Source organism: Microcoleus sp. Aus8_D2 (assembly GCF_036702665.1).
GTDB lineage: Bacteria > Cyanobacteriota > Cyanobacteriia > Cyanobacteriales > Microcoleaceae > Microcoleus.
On record NZ_JAUBUN010000036.1, the window covers coordinates 16259 to 39051 of the forward strand.

17 protein-coding genes are annotated in these 22793 nt (G+C 45.6%); 13 read left to right on the forward strand and 4 right to left on the reverse strand.

Translation table 11 applies throughout. The annotated features are described in order from the left end of the window. Window positions 1–204: 204 nt before the first annotated feature. Window positions 205–1500, forward strand: coding sequence for a TAXI family TRAP transporter solute-binding subunit (locus QUB64_RS23885; protein WP_333268647.1), 1296 nt, complete (start codon window positions 205–207; stop codon window positions 1498–1500). A gap of 35 nt (window positions 1501–1535) precedes the next feature. Further along, window positions 1536–2021: a hypothetical protein gene (locus QUB64_RS23890; RefSeq protein ID WP_333268649.1), complete on the forward strand. Its 486-nt coding sequence runs from the start codon at window positions 1536–1538 to the stop codon at window positions 2019–2021. Window positions 2022–2518: 497 nt separating this feature from the next. Here QUB64_RS23890 and ruvB read toward each other — a convergent pair whose 3' ends face one another. Then, complete coding sequence (gene ruvB, locus QUB64_RS23895; RefSeq protein WP_333268651.1) at window positions 2519–3619, reverse strand: Holliday junction branch migration DNA helicase RuvB; 1101 nt, start codon at window positions 3617–3619, stop codon at window positions 2519–2521. A gap of 71 nt (window positions 3620–3690) precedes the next feature. Here ruvB and QUB64_RS23900 point away from each other — a divergent pair, with 71 nt between their 5' ends. The 8 genes from QUB64_RS23900 (at window position 3691) to QUB64_RS23935 (ending at window position 19542) form a co-directional block, all read left to right on the forward strand. Then, the gene (locus tag QUB64_RS23900) at window positions 3691–4227 is read left to right on the forward strand and encodes a hypothetical protein (protein ID WP_333268706.1); all 537 of its coding nucleotides are present in this window, start codon (window positions 3691–3693) and stop codon (window positions 4225–4227) included. Window positions 4228–4490: 263 nt separating this feature from the next. Then, the gene (locus QUB64_RS23905) at window positions 4491–5339 is read left to right on the forward strand and encodes an ABC transporter permease (RefSeq protein ID WP_333268708.1); all 849 of its coding nucleotides are present in this window, start codon (window positions 4491–4493) and stop codon (window positions 5337–5339) included. A gap of 441 nt (window positions 5340–5780) precedes the next feature. After that, window positions 5781–7193 (forward strand): ABC transporter ATP-binding protein, encoded by a 1413-nt coding sequence (locus QUB64_RS23910; RefSeq protein WP_333268653.1) that lies wholly within the window; start codon window positions 5781–5783, stop codon window positions 7191–7193. Window positions 7194–7208: 15 nt separating this feature from the next. Then, complete coding sequence (locus QUB64_RS23915) at window positions 7209–8729, forward strand: methyltransferase (protein ID WP_333268655.1); 1521 nt, start codon at window positions 7209–7211, stop codon at window positions 8727–8729. Window positions 8730–8889: 160 nt separating this feature from the next. Next, complete coding sequence (locus QUB64_RS23920) at window positions 8890–14268, forward strand: glycosyltransferase (protein WP_442921710.1); 5379 nt, start codon at window positions 8890–8892, stop codon at window positions 14266–14268. Between the two features lie 191 nt (window positions 14269–14459). Further along, window positions 14460–15167, forward strand: a complete 708-nt coding sequence (locus tag QUB64_RS23925) for a class I SAM-dependent methyltransferase (RefSeq protein ID WP_333268657.1) — start codon at window positions 14460–14462, stop codon at window positions 15165–15167. A 384-nt stretch (window positions 15168–15551) separates the two neighbouring features. After that, window positions 15552–16832 (forward strand): glycosyltransferase family 4 protein, encoded by a 1281-nt coding sequence (locus QUB64_RS23930; protein ID WP_333268659.1) that lies wholly within the window; start codon window positions 15552–15554, stop codon window positions 16830–16832. Window positions 16833–17262: 430 nt separating this feature from the next. After that, complete coding sequence (locus QUB64_RS23935; protein WP_333268661.1) at window positions 17263–19542, forward strand: carotenoid oxygenase family protein; 2280 nt, start codon at window positions 17263–17265, stop codon at window positions 19540–19542. 80 nt (window positions 19543–19622) lie between these two features. On the opposite strand, the gene gatC is transcribed toward QUB64_RS23935, so the two are convergent. Then, on the reverse strand, window positions 19623–19904 hold the full coding sequence (gatC, locus tag QUB64_RS23940; protein WP_293128462.1) for an Asp-tRNA(Asn)/Glu-tRNA(Gln) amidotransferase subunit GatC: 282 nt from the start codon (window positions 19902–19904) through the stop codon (window positions 19623–19625). Between gatC and QUB64_RS23945 the strand changes: the two genes are divergently transcribed. Then, window positions 19894–20133, forward strand: a complete 240-nt coding sequence (locus QUB64_RS23945) for a hypothetical protein (protein ID WP_333268663.1) — start codon at window positions 19894–19896, stop codon at window positions 20131–20133. The two genes, gatC and QUB64_RS23945, sit on opposite strands and share 11 nt — an antisense overlap. On the opposite strand, the gene QUB64_RS23950 is transcribed toward QUB64_RS23945, so the two are convergent. Beyond that, window positions 20130–20267: a hypothetical protein gene (locus QUB64_RS23950; RefSeq protein ID WP_333268665.1), complete on the reverse strand. Its 138-nt coding sequence runs from the start codon at window positions 20265–20267 to the stop codon at window positions 20130–20132. The genes QUB64_RS23945 and QUB64_RS23950 overlap by 4 nt on opposite strands. Window positions 20268–20273: 6 nt before the next feature. Beyond that, window positions 20274–20795, reverse strand: a complete 522-nt coding sequence (locus QUB64_RS23955) for a photosystem I assembly protein Ycf3 (RefSeq protein ID WP_333268667.1) — start codon at window positions 20793–20795, stop codon at window positions 20274–20276. A 146-nt stretch (window positions 20796–20941) separates the two neighbouring features. On the opposite strand from QUB64_RS23955, the gene QUB64_RS23960 reads away from it, so the two are divergent. Both QUB64_RS23960 and QUB64_RS23965 read left to right on the forward strand, forming a co-directional pair. Next, complete coding sequence (locus QUB64_RS23960; RefSeq protein WP_333268669.1) at window positions 20942–21166, forward strand: hypothetical protein; 225 nt, start codon at window positions 20942–20944, stop codon at window positions 21164–21166. Window positions 21167–21185: 19 nt separating this feature from the next. Beyond that, complete coding sequence (locus tag QUB64_RS23965) at window positions 21186–22505, forward strand: hypothetical protein (protein WP_333268671.1); 1320 nt, start codon at window positions 21186–21188, stop codon at window positions 22503–22505. Window positions 22506–22793 lie beyond the last annotated feature (288 nt).

The following is a 22793-nucleotide window of genomic DNA, read 5'->3' on the forward strand; positions in this document are numbered from 1 at the left end:
TCAAGGTTGTAGGGGGACGAAAGAGAAGACTCTTATCCCCCCGCAACGATTCGGGGGGCTAGGAGCGGGAGAAGAGCCTTAATCGCCAGACAGAAGACTGATAATAGGTTTGACGTTAAGTTGACACTCCTTGGGTAATGGGGAATTCTAATTTTCAACTACAATACTTTTAATTTTGCCATTATCGATCGAGTCTCAACATCCATGCAAAATAAATTTATGCTGCCCGTTGCTCTATTAAGCTTTATCCTGATTGGATCTTTTGCCTGGAAGCTTCACCAGGACAAGCAGCGAGTCTATCTATTAAAGCTGGCGACGGGAACCAAAACTGGGAATTATTATCCTTTCGGACAGGCACTTGCTGAGGTCGTTTTCCAACAAAATCCGCACATCCGCATTCAAGTTATTGAAACTCAAGGTGCTGACGAAAATATGCGCAAGCTTGAGGCGAATGAAGCTCAGTTAGCGATCGTACAAAACGATACGGCAGCGGTACCTTCGGCTCGCGTAATTGCTTCGTTGTTTAAAGAGGTTTTTCACTTAATTGTTTCCGAACAGTCTGGCATTCATAGTGTTGCTGATTTGAAAGGAAAACATATTGCACTGATGGCTAAAGGCAGCGGATCTTACAGTTCATTTTGGTTCACAAGCGAACATTATGGTTTAAAAGAAACCGATTTTATATCTACTCCGACTTCTTGGACAGAGGCAAGTAAATTATTTAGTAATGGGGAGGTTGATGCTATCTTTCGGGTACTGCCTCCCGGCAGCCATTTGGTGAGAAATTTGCTGCAAAATACGCAGGGAAAGTTAGTACCTATCGACCAAGGAGCTGCCATGAAAATTAAGTTACCTTATCTGGAAGCCGATCAGATTCCTAAGGGTACTTACAAGGCCGATCCGCCTGTTCCCGATGCAGATTTGGCAACCGTGGGAGTGCAGGCTACTCTGTTAGCCCGGGAGGATGTCGATCCGGAGCTCGTGCGGGAAATTACGCGGATTTTGTTCGAGTACCGCCGCAATTTGGTGGCCGCTAATTCGCTGGCGGCAATGATGGGTCAGCCGGGAGGGAGCGGGGGTTTGGCTTTGCCGCTGCATGAGGGCGCTCAGGCTTATTACGATCGCGAAAAACCAGATTTTTTGGCTGCTAATTCTGAACTTATGGGTTTATATTTGTCGATCGGAACGCTTTTCGTGTCTTGGCTTTGGCAGTTGCGCTCGCGCTTTGTACAGACACAAAAAAATCAAGCCGATCAATTTAATTTGGCGATTTTAACTTTGATTCAAAAAATTCGCCAAGCGAAAACCTTGGATGAACTCGATTTGTTGCAAGAAGAGTTATTTGAGATTTTTAACCAGGTGATTGTGGATTTGGATGAAGATCGGATTGATTCTGATTCTTTTCAATCTTTTACTTTTACTTGGGAAACTGCTATAAAAATTGCGCGCGAGCGAGAAAAGATGTTGCGGGAGTTGCGGCTGGGTGCGGATAGTTTGTGATTGATTATTATAGACATATATCAAGTTAATTGTTTATGGCTGCTTCCAAATTTGGCGCTCGCCACAGTAACATGAATAAATCAAAATCCACTAAAATAAAAGCAAAAGCCTCGCTCTACGCCCTGCTCAACTCGGGTGGGCAGCATCAGGGCTTGCACAATCTTGCGGATCGGCTTTTGCTTGACGACTCTGAGGCGGTGGAAATGTGTATTCTGTTTGTGGAGGCTGACACATTAGTGGGAGTAGCTGGGCATGGCAGATCGCGTGCCAGGATGTGTCGTCGTCTCAAGCACTGTACCTTGAGCGCATCGCAAAGCCAACGTCTAGTTTCTTGCATTATGGAACGTCTGGATTCTGGTAATTTTTCCCAACAGTTTAAGGATCAATTGAGACTTGCTCTCCACCTGGACGTTCGGACAACTCTCGCAGTAGCTTTAGCTTCTTGCAACGACTCCCGAGATTATGTCCGCCGATATGCGGAATGGATTGTGACTCATTATTCCCATAGAATTAACTCATAATCGAACCTCGAAGTGAAGTAGGGTGGGTCAGCAGTAGGGTGCGTCGCCCTTGACAAGCCCTAAATTAGACAGACAATCGAGCGAGCGACGCACCAGACCAAATAATTGAGTAAACAAACTCAAAATTTCTTGTGTAGCAAGACGTTTGAGAAATGGTATCACAACTGACGCACACCCGGAATAAATAGGGGTGCATCTGGTTTTTGAAGAGGGCTATAGCATGACCGCATATAAGTTATTAGTTATAATCCCATATTCACGGAGGTCATGCTATAGCCCCTACGGATATATTTGCCAAAACCAGATGCACCCATAAATAGTGCGGAGCGAATAGAATGTTCAGTGATAATTGAGAATTGCCTTTCCTGATGCACTGTAGCGCTGTTTGTCAGGTGCGGATCTGTAAGATTATCGATATTTCTTTGGGGATTTTCGAGGGCGACGCACCCGAAGACTGTTCCATCGCAATTATTTAAGCACACTCCATCTAACGTACCCTACAATAATTTAGGTGAGACAAAACCTAGGTGTTTCCAAGCAGCCGCTGTGGCAATTCTGCCCCGACTTGTTCGCTGCAAAAATCCGATCTGCATTAAATAAGGTTCGTACACGTCCTCAATTGTTTGAGTGTCTTCTCCTGTAGAAGCTGCGAGGGTTTCTAAACCCACCGGCCCACCGTTAAAGTTTTCGATCATTGCTGTCAAAAGAGACCGATCTGTCCAATCCAAACCTAGCGGATCGACGTTGAACAATTCGAGGGCGACGGAGGCAACTTCGGCATTGATTGGCTTTAATTTTTTGACTTCGCTGTAGTCTCTAACTCGGCGCAGCAAACGGTTGGCAATCCGGGGTGTTCCGCGAGCGCGGCGGGCAATTTCTTCGGCTCCTTCTGGGGTAATTTTAGTGTCGAGAACTTGGGCGGTTCTTTGGACAATTAGACTAAGTTCGTCTATTTCGTAATATCGCAGTCTTTGGATCAAGCCGAAGCGATCGCGCAATGGAGATGTCAGCGACCCAACTTTTGTGGTGGCGCCTACTAAGGTAAAGGGTTTCAGCGGAATGCTGCGGATTTTGGCACTTTTTCCTTGACCGATCGTAATATCTAAGCGGCAGTCTTCCATCGCTGGATAGAGGATTTCTTCGGTAACTTTCGATAATCGGTGAATTTCGTCGATAAACAGCACGTCGCCTGCTTTCAGGTTGATTAGCAATCCGACAATATCTCGCGGTTTTTCTAGGGCCGGGGCTGTGGTGATTTTGCATTCAACTTCCATTTCTGCTGCTAAAATTAGCGACATTGTGGTTTTGCCCAATCCCGGCGGCCCGTACAGTAACAGGTGATCCATCGGTTCGCCGCGGGATTTTGCTGCTGCAATTGCGATCGCCAAAACTTCTCTTAAGTCTTTTTGTCCAATATATTCAGCTAACCGCTGGGGCCGGATTTTGTCTTCTTGTTTGTTGTTGATTTCGTCGGGTAGTTCTTGCGATTCTAGTAGCGATTCCGTCTGGGGTTTGGCGGCTTTCTTCCGGGGGGCTGGGGCTATGTCTTCGGGTAGATTTGGATCGGGGGGCTGTTGTTTGGAGGAGATAATTGCCATATTTATTTGCGATCGGGCAATGGGAATTGTTTACAATTATGAGCGGAATCTTTACCAGTATTGAGTTCGCTATGAGTATTCCATCTTCTTTATTAGCCTCGGAAAGCATAACTTTTGAGGGGGCGATCGAGCTGACTCAATCTTTATTGTCGGAAATTGAGGCCGATCGACTTTCAGAGGCCCAGATCGAGCAAGCAGTGGCCTCTCTGGTGAAAACTATGAACGGTGCTCGGGGTTTTTTTGTTACTTATCTGACGGACGAGGGACAGGTGGCAGACCGGCCGTCACCCGGAGTCATCGAGGCGCTGCGATCGGCTCCTGAGATCGTAGCAGAACTGCTGGTGAAAAATTTGGCGATGTCGTCGGCGATGGTTGTGTATCATTCGCGCCATCAAAGCGAGGAAAGGGCGGCGGGTTCTGCTAGAGTGCAGGGGCGATCGCGCAATTTAATTCAAATCCTGCAAATGCCCGCCTGTCAAACTGTAGCGTCGCAAATGCTAGAAAGTTTGCAGAATGCTAGCGGCGAGTACGAGGAATTTTTTGAACGGTGGGGCTACGACGACGAGCAAAAACTAGCGATCCGTTCGGCAGTGGGTGAGGCGATCTAAAATAACCTAGGAAGGAAGTTCGGCAACGGATTGTGAAACGGATTTAACGGATTTAACGGATTTAACGGATGGATGTTCAGGGCAGAAGTCCGAGGGCAAAAGTCCGAGGGAAGAAGGAAGAAGCCGAAGCCAGCGTGACAGATGCTTGATCAAAACGACGGGGCTGTGGAATAATTGCGGTTTAGCAAAAGCTGCGCAATTGTAGCTTGAGTTGATTTAGGTGTGAAGGTTAGTGAACGAGGGCGAAAAAATTGCTGAGAACGGTGAAAGGAGTTGCCCAAAAGGCCCGAACTGCGGGCGGCAGGCTGCCCGCAAGTAGCCAGCGGTGGACGAAGCTGAATCTGCTGGCTACTTTGGTGCGCCGGGACTTGGAAGCTCAATACAAAGGCTCGATTCTGGGCAATTTGTGGCCGCTGCTGAATCAGCTATCGCAATTGGTGATTTATACATACGTATTCTCGATCGTCCTCAAGGTAAAGCTCAAACTTGCAGGCTTCCCCGAAAACAGCGACATTACCTTTGGAGTCTGGTTGTTTGCAGGTTTACTGCCTTGGAGTGCCTTCACCAGCGGTTTGATTAAATCGGGAGTATCGGTGGTAGGGCAGCCAAATTTAGTTAAAAAAGTGGTATTTCCCCTCGGTTTGCTGCCGCTAGTGCCGATTTTGACAGCTTTTATTGAAAGTTCTCTGGGTTTAGCAGCTTTAATTCTGATCGTAGCAGTGTCCACGCAAAAGCTCAACGCTACTTTATGTTTGCTACCACTGGTTTGGGCGCCTCAGTTGCTGCTAACAGCGGGCTTAGGATATTTGACAGCCGGCTTGACCGTGTTTTTGCGAGATATTCCTCAGACATTAGGTGTTATTCTAAATTTTTGGTTTTATTTGACGCCGATCGTCTATCCAGCATCAATCATCCCCGAACAGTGGCGAGCGTGGATATTTTGGCTCAATCCCATGGCCGCCATCTCCGAGATTTACCGAGATCTGATCCTGCTGGGAGAAGTCAAGCATTGGGGCGAATGGGGTGTCGCCACCCTGATTTCTGCTGCTATATTTTGTGCAGGTTTGGCAGTTTACCGCCGTTTGCGCCCCGCTTTTGCTGACGTTCTGTAATATAGCCTTTCTCAGAAAGATGAGGTACTATCCGGCGGCATAGGGCATAGGGCATAGGGCATAGGGCATAGGGCATAGGGCATAGGGCATAGGGCATAAGCCAAACCAGGCTATGGGCTATCCTCACTTTTTTGAGAACCGCTATATGTTTTAGATCTAAAGCCAATCTAACATCAAAAAACTCCATCAAGATGTTTTTTATTCAGTTGACAGCTTTAATCAGTTGACAGCTACATCTCCCTAAAAGTCCGAGGATTGAAACAGTGAATAATTTTGTTTGATTTTCCCCTAGAAGGAGTCGGCTTTAAACCCATTCTTAAGGGTAGTGAGGACTAAAGTCCTCATAAAAATCTGAGGACTAAAGTCCTCACTACAAACCTATTTTTTGTTCTAGCGGACATGATATCAATCTAAAATCTAAAATCTAAAATCTAAAATCGGATGACAGAAAATGTAATTTCACTAAAAAATGTTTCTAAATGCTTTAAGCGATACGATCGCCCAGGAGACCGCTTAAAAGAAATTATTTACCCCACCAAAAAACTCGCTGACGAATTTTGGGCTCTCCACGACATCAATCTGGAAATTCCTCAAGGACAAACTCTGGGAATTGTCGGTCGCAACGGTTCGGGAAAAAGCACTCTTTTGCAAATAATTGTGGGGACTCTGACGCCCACCACCGGCAGCGTGGATGTGAAAGGACGAGTCTCCGCTTTATTGGAACTAGGAAGCGGGTTTAACCCGGAATTTACCGGGCGGCAAAATGTATTTTTCAACGCTCAGATATTGGGATTCAGTCAAAAAGAAACTGAAGAAAAGTTTGACGAAATAGCTGCTTTTGCTGATATTGGAGATTTCATCGAACAGCCAGTCAAAACTTATTCCAGCGGTATGTTTGTCAGGCTGGCTTTTGCTGTGGCGACTAGCGTCGAGCCGGATATTTTGGTCGTTGACGAAGCGCTTTCGGTAGGCGACGAAGCTTTTCAGCGCAAGTGTTTTGCCCGATTGCAAAGCATTCAGGAAGGTGGCGGTACGATTTTATTTGTGTCTCACGCTGCTACTTCGGTGGTGCAACTTTGTACGTCGGCGATTTTAATGGATAGCGGAGAATTGCTGCTGGCTCACACGCCGAAGGTGGTGATTTCTAAGTATCAAAAGTTGATCTATGCAGACCCAGATAAAGTATTGGGGTTGAAGTCAGATATTCGAGCGCTGAATCAACTCACAAAGCAAGAAAGTCAAAACAACCTTCAGGATGCTAATTTAGAAAGCACAAAGACGGAGGTGAAACCGGAGCAATATCACTCGAAATCCCAGGAACATTATGATGAATTTTACGATCCGGGAATGATACCGTCGAATACGGTGAGGTATCCGTCTCGCGGAGCGGAAATTATCAACCCCCACATCGAGACTCGGTCGGGAACTGTGGTAAATCACTTGATTGGTCGTCAAGATTATATTTACACTTACTCTGTCACTTTCTCGCGGTCAACTTCCAAGGTGAGGTTTGGAATGTTGATTAAAACGATTAGCGGTTTTGAGTTGGCTGGTGCTTCTTTAAAGGCTTCTAGTCAGTCAGTTAGGTATGTGGAAGCGGGAACGACAATTGTCGTGAAGTTTCAGTTTAAATGTTTGCTAAATCCAGGGGTTTATTTTTTGAATGCAGGGGTTGTGGGAACGGTAGATGAGGATTTAACTTATCTGGATCGCTGCGTTGATGTGGCGATGTTTAGAGTTCAGTCTTGTACTGAGTCCTGCGGTAACGGCATCGTTGACTTGCTGATCGAACCGTGTTTAACTGTTGTTAATTCTGATTCTCTGGTGAAAGAGGCGTCAACCGAAGTCATCTAAAATTCTGTGAAAACAATGAGCGAGAGCAATTTAGATTTAGTCCAAAATCCGGTAATCGAAGCATTTATTCGAGAGCAAGCTAAGTTTCCCGAAGATTTTAAACTAAATATCTGCGAAGACGATGAAATGTATTTGTTTGCGTTGAGCAATGTCAAGGACGATCGCGATCGGGCTTTGGTGCGCTATTATTCGCTCGGGCGACGCATCCTGGATACGGTTAAACAGGTTGTGGATTGGCATTTTGGCAGTTTTGAAAATGTACCGTCTTTTCTAGATTTTGCCTGCGGTTACGGTAGATTTACGCGTTTTTTGATTCAGGAAATGCCGCCGGAAAAAGTTTGGGTTTCTGATATTTATGCTAATGCGGTCAAGTTTCAGACTGAATACTTGGGCGTCAGCGGTATTGTCTCGACGGGAAAACCAGAAAATTATTTAATCGATCGCAAGTTTGACTGCATTCTGGCTAATTCTTTTTTCAGCCATATGCCGGAAAGAACTTTTACGAGTTGGCTGCAAAACTTGTATGATTTGTTGACTCCTAACGGCATTTTGATGTTCAGCGTTCACGATGAGTGTTTGCGAGCTCCTAATGTAGAAATGCCTGCTCATGGTATTTTGTTCAGCGCCCTGAGCGAAAGTCAGTCTTTAGATAAGGAGGAATACGGCACAACTTATGTAACTGAAAAGTTTGTCAGAGAAGTTGTCGATAAAGTTAGCGCAGGCAAAGCTTTTGTTCACCGCATCGAAAAAGGCATATGCAGATTTCAGGATTTGTATGTTGTCACAAATGAGCTAGTTAGAGATTTTTCGGAGTTGAAATTATATCACCACCCCGAAGGATATGTTGATGTTGCTGCTTTTACGAATCAGGAGAATTTGTATCTGGAAGGATGGGCGGCAGATCTGAATCTCGGCGGTCGAATTGAGGAGGTGCAAGTCCTGGTAAACAACCAGATTGTGCAGAGGTGCGAGCCTTTTTATAATCGCCCGGATGTGGCCGGACATTTTAAAACTGATGTGGCTTTACAGTCGGGTTGGAACTGTTATTTACCGAAAAATACTGTGGCGCCACAGGATGTGTTAACCGTCAAAGCAATCAATAACTACGGTTTGACATGGATTCTGGAAACTTGCACGGTGCAATCGCTGGTAAGCCAAAAGCAATCGCGGTCTTTGTTGGGGTCTACTCAGCTCAAACTCAAATTGGTTGAAACTCAGTTAGCTGCGGCTAAGATAGAATGGGATCAAAGTCAAAGTAAGTTAATGATTGCTGAAACTAAGTTAGAAACATCTCATGCTAAGTTGGAAGAAAGTCAAAATCAATTAATTTCAGTTCATTCGCAGTTGGAACAAACTCAAAGTCAGTTAGTGTCTCTGCAAATGCAGTTGGATAAAACTGAAAATATGCTAATCAATGTGAAGAAAAAATTAGAGCAATCGCAAAGTCGAGTTGTGGCCATGGAAAGCAGCAAGTTCTGGAAGCTGAGAAGCGCGTGGTTTCAAGTCAGGCGCTCGCTAGGCTTAGCGGGAGAATAAGACAAGACCATTTGAGATTTGAGATTTGAGATTTGGGATTGGAGATTGGGAGAGATGATGAACTAAGTGTTGGGATATTACCTAAAGTTGCATTTTTGGGTAAATAGTGTAGCGAGTAAAAATGGTGTGGGAATTAGGGCGAGGGAGAGAAATTGTGAGTATGAATGACAGCAAACCGTCGGTTTTTATTGTTACTGGAATGCACCGTTCCGGTACGTCTTTAACAGCTTCTTTGTTTCAAAAAGTTGGGGTTGATATTGGCAAAAAGTTAGTGGGCCCGGCCGACGGAAATTTGAAAGGTCATTTCGAGAATGTTGATTTTGTGGAGTTTCACAAGAGTGTTTTACGATCGCACGGCATAGATGAACTCGGCTGTACTTTTGAAAAAACGATTCCGGTAGCAGCGTCAGATGTGGAAATTGCCAAACGGGCGATCGACCAAAACCAACTTCCTCACAAGCATTGGGGCTGGAAAGACCCGCGAACCGCCCTGTTTTGGGATTTTTGGCTAAATTTGCTTCCCGAAGCCAATTTCATCTGCGTTTATCGATCGCCCTGGGAAGTAGTGGATTCGCTGTACCGCCGGGGAACCGATGTCAGCTTGCTGCAAAATCCCCAAATGGCAGTAAAAATGTGGCTGCACTACAACCAAAAAGTCTTAGAATTGTACGAAAGTTTTCCCGATCGCTGTCTGCTGGCCAACGTTTACCCGATCGGCAATACTCCCGAACAGTTTATCGATCGAGTCAACGACAAATTTAATGTTAATTTAGGTGCAATACCAGCCGACAATTTTGAAGAATCTTTATTAGTCAACGATATTGTCAAAAGTCACAGACCAAGTTTAATAGAACAATATTTTCCCGAAGCATTAGAACTCTATCAAGTTTTAGAAACCCAAGCCGGCAATCTCAGCAGCGAATCCAAGTTGGCGAGTGACAAAATTATTCACTTCCCAGCATCTCGTGTCGGCCCTTTTGAAGATTGGCTAAAAATCCGCTTGCTGGAAAAACAGCAAAAAACCAGCAATTCCGAAGTCAAACAATGGCAACAAGAATTTCACCAAGCCCAGGCGAAAGTGTTGGGATTGGAGACAGAATTAGGAGAAACTCAAGTACAACTGGCCGGCCAAGAAGCAAATTTTCAAGAAGCTTTAGCAAAACTGCTCGGATTAGAAACAGAATTAGGACAAACTCAGGTACAGCTTGACGGCAAAGAATCGCAATTTCAAGAAGCTTTAACAAAAGTGTTGAAATTAGAAGCAGAATTAGGGCAAACTCAGGTACAACTGGCCGGTAAAGAAGCAAATTTTCAAGAAGCTTTAGCGAAACTGCTCGGATTAGAAACAGAATTAGGACAAACTCAGATACAGCTTGCCGGCAAAGAAGCCCACTTTCAAACAGCGTTAGCGAAAGTCTTGGAATTAGAAGCAGAATTAGGGAAAACTCAGGTACAAATTGAAGATAAAGAATTCAGGTTGCAGGAAAAGTTAGCTGAGTTGCTGCGGTGGGAAACAGTACAAACTCAAACTCAGGAAAAATTAAATGAAAGTCGGGAAGACTTAGAAGAAGCGCGCCAGGAAATCGAAAGAGTTCGAGCAGAAATTGCTGCTATCAAGTCTTCTGACTGGTGGCAACTGAGAGAAAAATGGTGGGAATTTCAGCGCCGAATCCGCGACTTTTTCCCAAGCTTTGTTTTTTCGCTAGACCAACCCACCACTTGGCAAGTTTGCGATTCTAACCTGCTAATTGTGGGCTGGGTTTTTCACAGAACAAAACATATTCAAGCAGTCCGCGCCCGAATTGAAGGCAAGAGTTTCGCTGCTGTTTACGGCATAGAAAGAAGCGATATAGCCGCTGCACATTCTAATATGCCGGCGGCGCTAAAATCTGGTTTTACAATTGAATTGTCAGCGCCGGCAGGACGGCACGAAGTGCTGCTGGAAGCGCAAGATGAGGGCGGGAAATGGTATCTTTTAGCAGCTTATCCGCTGTTGGTTTCAACGATTCAAGCATCGTTAGATGTACCTGTGGTGTGGGAACAGCGTCAGGGTCAAATTTTGTTTGCAGGTTGGTGCTGTCACCACGATCGCAAAATTGCTAAATTAAGCTTTTTGTGCGGCGATACTTCTGTAGAATGCGCCTACGGTTTGCGCAGAAAAGATGTCGGGGAAGTGTTTCCTGACTGGGTTAACAGTTCGGAAAGCGGCTTTGAAGCCCTTGTCGATTTGCCGCCAGGGGAATGGCACGTGGCGCTGCAAGCTGAGTTAGAAACTGGGGAAATTTTGTATTTTCAAGCGCCGAAAATATTGACTGTGCGGCGATACAATATTTGGCAGCGAAGTGCTGATAAATTTGAGGAGTTTTCGAGTTTTGTAGAAGCAATCCGGCAGCGGGCTAGGGAGAGAAAACAGCGTCTGGGCAGAATTGTGCCGATGCCTTGGGAAATAGTCAAGGTGATGCGCCAGTTTGGGAAGATTTATCAGCAGCAAAAACAGTTGATTTCTCCGGGGGATTTGCTGCCGCCTGCGGGTTTTGTGGTTCCTAAACCGATTGATAGGTATGATGCTTGGTTGGAGGTGAATCAGTGGAACGATCGCGCGCGCGATTATCTGATTTCTCGGTTAAAATCCTGTGGGACAGCGCTACCAAAGATTTCGGTGGTTATGCCGGTGTACAATCCGCAGATAGATTTTCTCAAAAGTGCGATCGACAGTGTAATCAATCAAGTCTATCAAAACTGGGAACTCTGCATCGCTGACGATCGCAGTACCGATGCTACGGTTGCTGACGCTTTGAAAGATTGGGCCGAAAAGGACGATCGTATTTGCATCACATTTCGCACAGAAAACGGCAATATCAGCGCCGCCACCAACAGCGCCGCCGCCCTCGCAACAGGCGACATCATCCTATTTTTGGACAACGACGACGAACTAACTCCCGACGCATTGGGCGAAGTCGCCCTATATTTTGCCACCCATCCCACCACCGATTTTCTATACTCAGACGACGACAAAATCGACACCAAAGGTCGCCGTTTCGCCCCACAATTCAAACCGCAATGGTCGCCAGAACTGCTGCTTTCCTATATGTATCTCGGTCATTTGTGCGCCGTCAGAAAACATATTTTTGAAGAAATAGGCGGTTTGCGCCTCGGTTTTGAAGGTTCGCAAGATTACGATTTTGCATTAAGAGCAACCGAAATTTGTCGCCACGTCGCGCACCTGCCTCTAGTGCTGTATCATTGGCGAACAGCACCCGGTTCTACAGCCATATCTGGGGCCGCCAAACCCGCCAGTTTTGGTGCAGGTCAAAAAGCAATTCAAGACGCACTAAACCGCCGACAAATTAACGGCAATGTTGCTCAGCACGCCTGGGCGACTAAAGAAAATTTGGGCATATTTGCCCAGGATTTCCCCGATGATGGCCCGTCAGTAACGGTAATCGTCCCCACGAAAAATCAATTTAAATTGCTAAAAGCCTGTCTGGATTCTCTCGAAGCGACTAGCTACAATAATTTTCAAATTGCTGTCATCGACAATGAAAGCGACGATCCCAAAACTCTGGAATATTTAAAGCAATTGACTTGCCAAGTTTTGCGGATCAAAAATCCTGGTGGAAAGTTTAGTTTTGCAGCAATTAACAACCGCGCTGTCGAGAAAGTTGACAGCGAATATGTCTTGTTTTTGAACAACGATACTGAGGTAATTAATCCGCGCTGGCTGAGTCAAATGGTGGGATACGCTCAAATTAGCAACGTCGGTGCAGTCGGCGCGCGGCTGTTATATCCCGACGGTAGAATTCAGCACGCAGGAGTAATTCACGGCCTCCATCACGGTTTGGCGGGTCACGCTTTTAAGCTGATGGATAAGGATAATCGAGGCTATCTTTCTCAAGCGATGGTAACGCGAAATTACTCGGCGGTAACTGCTGCTTGCACAATTACTCCGCGTCAATTGTTCTTAGAATTGGGCGGCTTTAATGAGGATGATTTTGCTGTTGCTTACAATGATGTCGATTACGGATATCGATTGTTAGAACGGGGTTATCGATGTGTCTATTGTCCCGATGCGGAGTTGTTGCACAAAGAGGGAACTTCGAGAGGTTTTACTGATAATCCTCAAGAAGTGGCGGCTTTTCGGCGCAAGTATGCGGGAAAAACTGACAGTTTTTACAGTCCTCATTTGTCTTTGGAAGATGAGTATTTTCATATTCAACCTCGACGGGTTTTTATGAAAGGAGAGGAAAGTTCGGCAGCGAGCAATGTGCGGGATGTAGCGGATGTAACGGATGTAACGGATGTAACGGATGTAACGGATGGAAAGGAGAAGGAAGAGTTAAGATTTGATGATTCCCGTGTGTTATCAGTAGCTAAACATTTTATTCATCCTCTTAAGGTTTTGATGTGCAGCAATTCGCTGGATTTTACGGGGGCACCGCTGCATCAGTACGAAATTGCGGTGAAGTTGGCGGCTGAGGGTGCGATTTTGCCGATCGTACTTTGCACCACAGACGGCCCCCTGCGCCAAGCTTACGAACAGCAGGGAATTGAAGTAATTGTGCGCGACAATCCCCTCGAACACATCTACCAGCGCGATGCTTACGATGAAGCTATCGGCAGTTTTAGCAAGGAAATTGAAAGTTTAAAAGTAGATGCAATTTATGCTAATACTTTAGAAAACTTTTTTGTAGTTGATGCGGCGCAGCACATCGGCATTCCTGTGGTGTGGAACGTGCACGAAAGCGAACCGTGGCAAACTTATTTTAACAGGTTTGGTTCGGAGATTGCGGCGAGAGCTTTGGATTGTTTTCGTTTTCCTTACAAGGTGATTTTTGTGGCGGATGCAACGCGCGACAGGTATTTACCTCTCAACAGCCACCACAATTTCACAGTAATTCACAACGGCTTAGATTTGAGCAAACTGGAAAATTCTGATAATTCTGAAGAGGCTAGAAAAAGTTTAGGTGTTGCAGCGGAAGATGTGGTATTGTTGCTGTTGGGAACTGTCTGCGAACGCAAAGGCCAGCAGGATTTGGTTCAAGCTCTTTCACTTTTGCCTGAGAAATGGCACAATAAGATTAGGTGTTTCATTGTGGGCGATCGACCGAGTATCTATAGCAATAAATTAGCCGATATGGTGAGCGCATTGCCGGCCCAGTTGCGGCAAAGGGTGACAATAGTCCCGGAAACTGGGGAACCAGGAAAATATTACAAAGCGGCGGATATATTTGTTTGCACTTCTCGCGTTGAAAGTTTTCCGCGAGTGATTTTGGAGGCGATGGCCTGCGATTTGCCAATTATTACTTCGCCCGTTTTTGGAATTAAGGAACAAGTGAGGCCGGGAATTAACGGTTTGTTTTATACGCCAGATCGTCCGGATCAATTACTTGTAGCTTTGATTAGTTTATTGGAGGATCGATCGTTGCGCCAGCAGTTAGCTGGAAATGCTAAATATGTCTTGGATTCACTCAATACTTTTGAGGAGATGACTCAAGCTTATGCAGACATTTTCTGCGAAGCATATTTTAGCAGTCATTAGATATTACAGTGCGATCGCAGGTTGGTAGCGAGGACTGAAGTCCTCATAAAAGCCAGAGGACTGAAGTCCTCACTACTAACCTATTTAATATTTTCGTGACTGCAAAATAACATAATTTATGGAGAGTTGCGGAACCTATCGAAAATTGATCCATCTATACTATAAAATAAGCAAAAATCAACGATGAAAAAATGACCGATCGCCCAAGAGTAGATTATGAAACGGCATGGGACAGTTACGCCCAACAGTGGGAACAAACTAATTCGGAACTTGCCCATATTGGCGATGAATGGATAGGTAAAGCTGCCGGTGCAGCCAACTCCTTAGCCGAATACGAAGCACTGATCGAACAGGAATTTATTGCACCGTACATCAAACCAGAACATAGGGTTTTAGAAATTGGTATCGGTGGGGGTAAAACTGGTTCGCTGTTGCTGAAATATTGCGATCGCCTAATTTGCGCCGATATTTCCAGTCAAATGCTGCAAGCCGCCCGATCGCGCTTAGGAGGCGATCGCGTTTCCTACGTCAAACTCAACGGCTTAACACTAGACGGCATCGGCCAGGGTGCAGCGGATGTCTGCTTTTGCTACGATACAATGGTACACGTAGAGCCTGTGGACATATTCAACTATTTAACTCGCATTCCGAAACTGCTGCGGGGATCTCGCATTTGTGTCTTCCACCACAGCAATATTCTCAGCGAATTAGGGTGGCAAAAATTTGCCGGCGAGTGGGACAAAAACTTGCTGGGACGCAGAGATGGCACTGCATTCTCAGTAATGACTGATACAATTATGGAAAAATTTCTCAACCATTTAAACTATGAAATCATCCTGAAAAATACATCTTCAGTACCGCGAGATTGCGTCTGGATCTGCAAAGCACCGTTAGTGTAAATTGAAGGCTAAAAACCTTGATAAATCGGGTTGGTATCCAAGTCTAGATCCCCCTAAATCCCCCTTAAGAAGGGGGACTTTGAGGATTTGACCTCTTAAAAATTCTGACTGTGATGGTCTTTTGCCTCTTAACAAGGTGGACTTTGACCCTGCTATCTCGTACTTGACAAGGAGAACTTTAACGCTCTTGTCCCCCCCTTAAGAAGGGGGGTTAGGGGGGATCGAATGACTCATCTACAATGCTTTAAAAATATGCGCGCTCTTAACATCAGAGCTTTGTAACTAAAGCAAAATATTTTCTTTCTTCTTCCCTGTTTTTACCCTGAGCGAAGCCGAAGGGCCATCTTCCATCTTCCTTTTTCCATCTTCCTTCTTCCTTCCACAATGAAAGCATTATTTCTCCACCCCAACTTCCCCGCCCAATACCGCCACATTATCACGGCTTTAGGCGCAAATCCCAAAAATCAAATTGTTTTCGGTACTAAAAACGAACGTCCAGAATGGAACATTCCCGGAGTTCGCAAAGCAGCATTTACCCCCAGCCGGGAACCCAACGCGCAAACTCACCAATACGTGCGCTCTTTAGAAAGTGCCGTCATCTACGGACAAGCCGTATTTAGAATGGCAGAACAACTGAAAGCAGATGGTTTTGTGCCCGATGTGATCTGCGGACATTCCGGTTGGGGGCCGACACTATTTGTCAAAGAAGCGTTTCCCAATACACCAGTATTGTGTTATTTTGAGTGGTTTTATCACGCCGTTGGTTCCGACGCAGATTTCGATCCGGCGGAACCTTTAAGCGTTGACGACATGGCGAGAATTAGAATCAAAAATGCGCCGATTTTAATCGATTTATACTCTTGCGATTGGGGTTTGTCGCCGACTTATTGGCAGCGATCGCAATTTCCGCCAGAATTTCAACAAAAATTATCCGTACTTCACGACGGCGTAGACACCGATTACTTCAAACCAGACCCCGGTGCTAAACTGGTTTTGCCTAACTTAGACTTGTCCGGCGTTGATGAAATTGTCACCTACGTATCGCGGGGAATGGAACCTTACCGAGGCTTTCCAGAGTTCATTGAGTCGATCGCCTACGTGCAAGAACGCCGCCCCAACTGTCACGTTGTAATTGTTGGTTCAGACAGAGTTTGTTACGGCCGTTCCCTACCCAACGGCGAGTCTTACAAAGACCATATGCTCAAAAAAGTGCCGCTAGATATGTCGCGAGTGCACTTTGTCGGGCCGCTACCTTACGGACTGTATTTAAAAGTAATTCAAGCATCGGACGTACACGTTTATTTAACCAGACCTTTCGTGCTATCTTGGTCGATGATTGAATCTCTATCGGCAGGATGTTTAGTAATTGGTTCCGATACAGGCCCGGTGAGAGAAGTTATCCGCGATGGAGAAAACGGTTTAATCGTCGATTACTTCTCGCCGAAACAAGTAGCCGATCGCATTGATGAAGTTTTAGACCATCCTACCCGCATGGCAGAAATTCGCGTCAAGGCTCGTCAAACTGCCCTAGAACGCTACTGTTTAGCTAAAATGTTGCCGCAGCAATTACAATTGATCGAGCAAGTAGCCAATCGTTCGATGCCGCCGACAGTTGGTATGCAGCCAGAAAGGGAATTAGCCGCATCTTTTGGAGTGAGAATTTAGCACATTCATCGATGCAATATCATACAGCACTTTCCGATGTTATGAGGTACGAGCGAGCGCGTGGAAAACAACATATAGGCTCATGTAATGAAATCCTACTCCCTCGACCTCCGCTCAAAAATAGTGACAGCGCACTTGGTCCAAAAATTGTCAATAAGTTTTGCTCCCAAGACCCAAGCAATGATTGATAAGATAATAGCAGTTGCCCTAGATTTGATGAATCCTAGCCATTTAAAAAATTGGTTCACTAATTTTTGTTACTGTACCTCATAGCATCGGAAAGTGCTGTAATTGACCAATTTACTATATTGACCAATGTAACTAATTGTGGTTTTAGAGGCTGACAGCAATATAACTTTACACAGACATACCAACTTGTTGAGCTACAAAACTGTATAATACCTAGCAAAATTGTTTGCAGGAGAATCGAATGTCTTTTAAAGTTACTGGACGAGTTTACGAAGCCGAAAGTGGTAATGGTATTCCTAACCTAATTATCGAAGCCTTTGACAAGGATCTTGTTAAGAACGATAAGTTAGGAAAAGTAAAGACCAATAGCAATGGAACCTTTGAAATTACTTACTCGGAAGCAGATTTTAGAGGCAAATTTGAGAAACTTGAAGGCAATCCTGATTTATATATTGTTGTCAAATCGCCCGATCTGAGCAAAATATTGTATAGCAGTGAGAAGAACATTCGCAATGATGCAAAGAATAATGAGCATTTTGATGTTGCAATTCCCAAAGCTACCTTACTTGCAAATACAGAAGGGTCTTCAAAAAATAATAAGCAGTTATTAAAACTCCTCATCGGTATTGCCTGGATCGATGGGGTACTCGAACCAGGAGAACAAGCTTTTTTGCAACGGATGGTAAATGAGAAAGGACTGGCTGACGATCCGGAGATTAAATCCTTGTTATCAGTAGATAAGCCAGTACAGCCTGAAGAATGTTATAGCTGGTTACAAGCCTATTTAGGAAATCATAGTGAAGACAAAGATTTTCAGGAATTGTATGAAGCCCTTGAATCCTTGATGTATAGCGATGGTGCGTTGGATAGCCAGGAAAAGGAACTTGTAGCAGAGCTTGCAGCTACAGACGTAGCGAACGTCTCAAGTCGCCAACTTACTCTACAGCGCCGATTCATGAGTATGATGCTCGATAGCAAATTCCTGGCTAACGTACTACAGATGGAGCGCTCATCAATGGTTAGTCAAACATCAATTGGGACTGGCTATTATGCTCGCGTTCCCTATCAAGTCATAAGTCGCTTCAGTAGCACTGCGAGTACGAAAATTCTCGCAGACGATATGGCGAAACTCTATTTAACTGACAACTTCGCCCCAGTAAAAAAAGAAATCACTGCGGACAACCTGACAGTAGAAGGCCAACTGCCCAAACAATTGGAGGGGATGTTTCTTCGCAACGGTCCCAATCCGCAATTTAAGCCCATTGGACTCCATCACTGGTTAGATGGAGATGGAATGCTCCACTGTGTAGAGATTAGTAATGGCAAAGCTAGTTACCGCAACCGCTACATCCGCACAGATGGGTTTAAAGTCGAGCAAACTCAAGCTAAAGCAATTTGGCCAGGGCTGCTGAACCTGCCAAGGTTTGACACACCCTACGGCTTGATGATGAAGAATACCGCCAATACTTCATGTGTATTGCACGCTGGTAAATTGTTGGCTCTCTGGGAAGCTGGCGCACCCTATGAAATCGGGCTTCCAGATTTAGAAACAGTTGGTGTATATACTTTTAAAGACAAACTAGCTTCTACCTTTACAGCGCACCCAAAAGTTGACCCGGTGACGGGTGAAATGATTGTGTTCGGCTTCGCACCTATTGCTCCGCCTTACCTGGAATATAGCGTCGTTTCAAAAGAAGGGGAATTAAAGCGAACCGTGTCTATTGACATACCAGCCCCGGTGATGATGCATGATTTTGCCATTACTGAACACTACACCATTTTCCTAGATATGCCGCTGACTTTCAAACCGATGCGAATTATGCAAGGTCAGCTACCCATTAAGTTTGAGCCTCAAAACCCCAGCCGTATAGGCATCCTACCGCGCAATGGCGATAATCGGACAATCCGCTGGTTTAAGGTTTCTGCCTGTATGCTCTACCATGTGGGTAATGCTTGGGAAGAAGGTGACGAGATAGTGCTCTTGGCTACCCGAACACCCGATACCTATCTATTTATTCCTCAAGAAGACAAAGGTGAAGGTGGGGAAACTGAGTTTGAACACTTCCGGCTGTATCGCTATCGGATCAACCTAGCGACGGGTGTTGTCAAAGAAGAGGCTTTGGATGATGTTGCCACAGAATTTCCTCGCATTAACGATGATTTCACAGGTCGGAAAACACGTTATATGTACGCTTCACAGCAGGCTACCTACATGAGACCCCGACTATTATTGGATGGTTTGATTAAGTATGATTTGAAAACTGGTAGCTCCCAAGTGCATGAATTTGGACGGGGACGTTTTGGCGGTGATAGTGCGTTTGCACCTCGACCTGGTGCTATTGCTGAGGACGATGGTTGGTTGCTGACGATGGTCTGGGATGCGGTAGCCAAGCAGTCTGAGTTACTGGTTATTGATGCCCAAAACTTCACATCTGAACCTGTAGCGCGGGTACTTATGCCTCAGCGCGTTCCTTACGGTTTCCATGCTACCTGGATCTCGTCTCTTGCAATGGCTACTTAATCAAGTGAACAGGCTTTTCTGCCTGTTCCACGGAAGATTAATTCTCTTGTGGAACAGGTCGAAAAGCCTGTTTAGGAGGACTACATAATTTTAGGCACTTTGAAAAACTCGCCATCGCGATCGGGAGCTCCAGCCAAAATACTCTCGCCGTTAGCAAAAGGTTGCAAATCGTCCGATCGCATAACATTGCTAACATCGATCGCCCGAGTTGTCGGTTTTACCTTACTCGTATCCAGTTCGCTCAACTGCTCAAAATAATCCAAAATACCGTTCAGTTGACCAGTAAACTGCTCTTCTTCTTCCGGCGTTAATTCGAGTCGGGCTAAATTCGCTACTTTCCGAACTTCTTCTTTGTCAATCATAAAAATTAGTCATTGGGCATGGGGCATTGGGCATGGGGCATTGGGCATCGGGCATCGGGCATCGGCCAAACAGGGCATGGGGCATTGGGCATTGGGCATTGGGAATAGGGCAGTGGGGCATGGGGCATGGGGAATTGGGCATGGGCCCGCGCAGGTCATTGGGGATTGGCGAAACAGGGCATTGGGCATTGGCCAAACAAGGCATTGGTCATTGGTCGTTGGTTATTAGTCATTACCGATTAGTAATTGGGAATTGGTCATGCCCCATGCCCCATGCCCCATGCCCCATGCCCCATGCCCCATTCCCATGCCCCATGCCCCATGCCCCATGCCCCATGCCCCATTCCCCTCAAATTGTAACAACCGAGGTTAAAAATACACATCAATTTGCGATCGCCCTGTCGTCTTCAGCCAATTCTGCACCTCAATGTAATTGTTCGGCGCCAAGCGAATAGCCTCCTTCCAGTAATCCGCAGCTTTGTCAAACAGCCCTTCCGCCGCTTCAACATTGCCAGCTTCCTTTTCCCTTTCGCCTTGATAGTGGTAAATCACAGCAATATTGTTCAGCGCTTGCGGCATTCTGGGATTCAGTTCAAGCGCTTCGCTGTAATACTCCAAAGCTTTATCGTGTTCGCCGTTGCTAGTATGGATCAGGCCCATATTGTACAATACATAACTGCGATCGTAAGGATCTTCCTCCAGTTTTAGCGCTTCATGATAATTGTCCAGCGCTTCGGCATATTCGCCATCAGCTTGAGCCGACATACCATCCCGATAATAAGCAAAAGCTTCCTTCGCCTTCTTTTTCGCCGGCATAATCTTCAGAATGATATCGGCCATTACCGTGAAACTTTTGTCAATAAAGTTATCGTTGCGTTGAGTTCTGGGCATAATTCGATTCTTTGGTTAGTAGCTAATCATAAAATTAGCCTGTAAAGTTTTCCTATTAAGAGTTTTGCAACTGTTTGGGTTGAGAGTTGCGCCGAGGATGCTCTCAAAAGCTGGTGAGACACAACTGCAAACCTGAAAACACGCGCTTGCTTGCGACACTAGCGCAAATCCTGTCTATTTTAAAATACCTATTGCCAGACTTGCAAAAAAAACCACATTTCTTTAACTTATTTGCCGGACTAAACGGGCGATCGGGCGAAACCATAGCAATATTTGGCTCTCAAGTCAAGGGCGGCCGCAAAAAAGCTCGGAAGCCCGATCGGCTTGTACCAGCTCTAAATCCCGCAATATATAATAAAAACAACGGGTAATTTTTACACAGAGAAACCTATGGCTCCGAATCCCACCATTATGCAAGCCGTCGAGCAACTTGGCTACCGCGTTACGGTTGGAGACGTGGCGGCAAAAGCTGGATTAGATGTCAATTTTGCCCAGCGAGAACTGTTAACGCTGGCCTCCGAAGCAGGTGGGAACCTGCAAGTAGCAGAATCCGGCGACATAGCCTACCTATTTCCCAACAACTTTCGAGATATTTTGCGAAACAAATTCTTGCGCTTGCAGTTGCAGGAATGGTGGCAAAAAATCTGGAAAATTCTATTTTACCTGATTCGGATATCTTTTGGCATAGTGCTGGTAGCTTCCATCCTCTTAATTTTTGTTGCTATCACGCTTTTAATCTCCAGCATGAGCAACAACGATAGCGGGGGAGGCGGAGGCGGAGGAAGTGGCGACGGAGGTGGTGGCGGCGGCGGCTTTTTCTTTTTTCCCTACTTCTGGAACGACTTAATCTGGATATTTTACTGGAACCATGACGAACCATACTACCAGCAGCGATCGCGCAAAACCGGCCAAAAACCCCAGATGAGTTTTCTGGAAGCAGTTTTCTCATTTATATTTGGAGATGGCAATCCCAATAAAAATCTAGAAGAGCGCAAGTGGAGCGATATTGCAGCAGCAATTCGCAACAACCGAGGCGCCGTCGCCGCCGAACAAATTGCGCCCTATCTCGACAATCTCGGACAGGGATACGCCCGAGAATACGAAGAATATATGTTACCTGCTCTCGCGCGTTTTGACGGCCGCCCCGAAGTCAGTCCCGAAGGGCAAATAGTCTACCATTTTCCCCAATTGCAAACCACAGCCGTCGAGAATAATCCTCAACCAGTAGCAGCTTATTTGCGAGAAATGCTGTGGCGTTTCAGCCACGCCGACTCCGGCCAAATCATGCTCGCAGCAGGGTTGGGAGCCGTAAATCTTGTCGGTGCGTTAGTTTTGGGGAATTTATTGACTAAAAGTGCGATCGCAGGTGGATTCATCGGTTTCGTCAGCGGTATTTATCCAATGCTCCTGATTTACGGCGTCGGATTTCTCAGCATTCCCTTAATTCGCTACTTCTGGATTCAGTGGAAAAATAGCAAGATAGAAGCCCGCAATCAAGAGCGGGAGCAGCGAGCCATGTTATTAAACGAACCCGATGCCAACTTGCAGCAAAAACTGGCCTACGCCCGGGAATTTGCAGCAGAAAATGTTCTGACAGGAGAAGACTTAGCTTATACCACAGAAACCGAATTAACTCAACAAGAACTAGAACAGTCAGCTAAAATAGATGCCGAATGGCAGCGACGAATTGGGCGATCGGACAACTTATAATACTAATGACAAAAAACAAGTATATGTGGTTAGGTTTGGTTGCACAGATATCTTGCACTATTTTCAAGAACAGGCAAGATTTCTGTGCCACAATCCAATATATTTGTTGTGATGGAACTGGCACGCGAGCCCGTTAAGAACAGGCTCTCCGAGCCTGTGCCACAATCCAATATATTTGTTGTGATGGAACTGGCACGCGAGCCAGTCAAGAACAGGCTCTCCGAGCCTGTGCCACAAGAAAATTTTTTATTGAGGTGGAACGGGCCGGAGAGCCCGTTGCTGAGAATG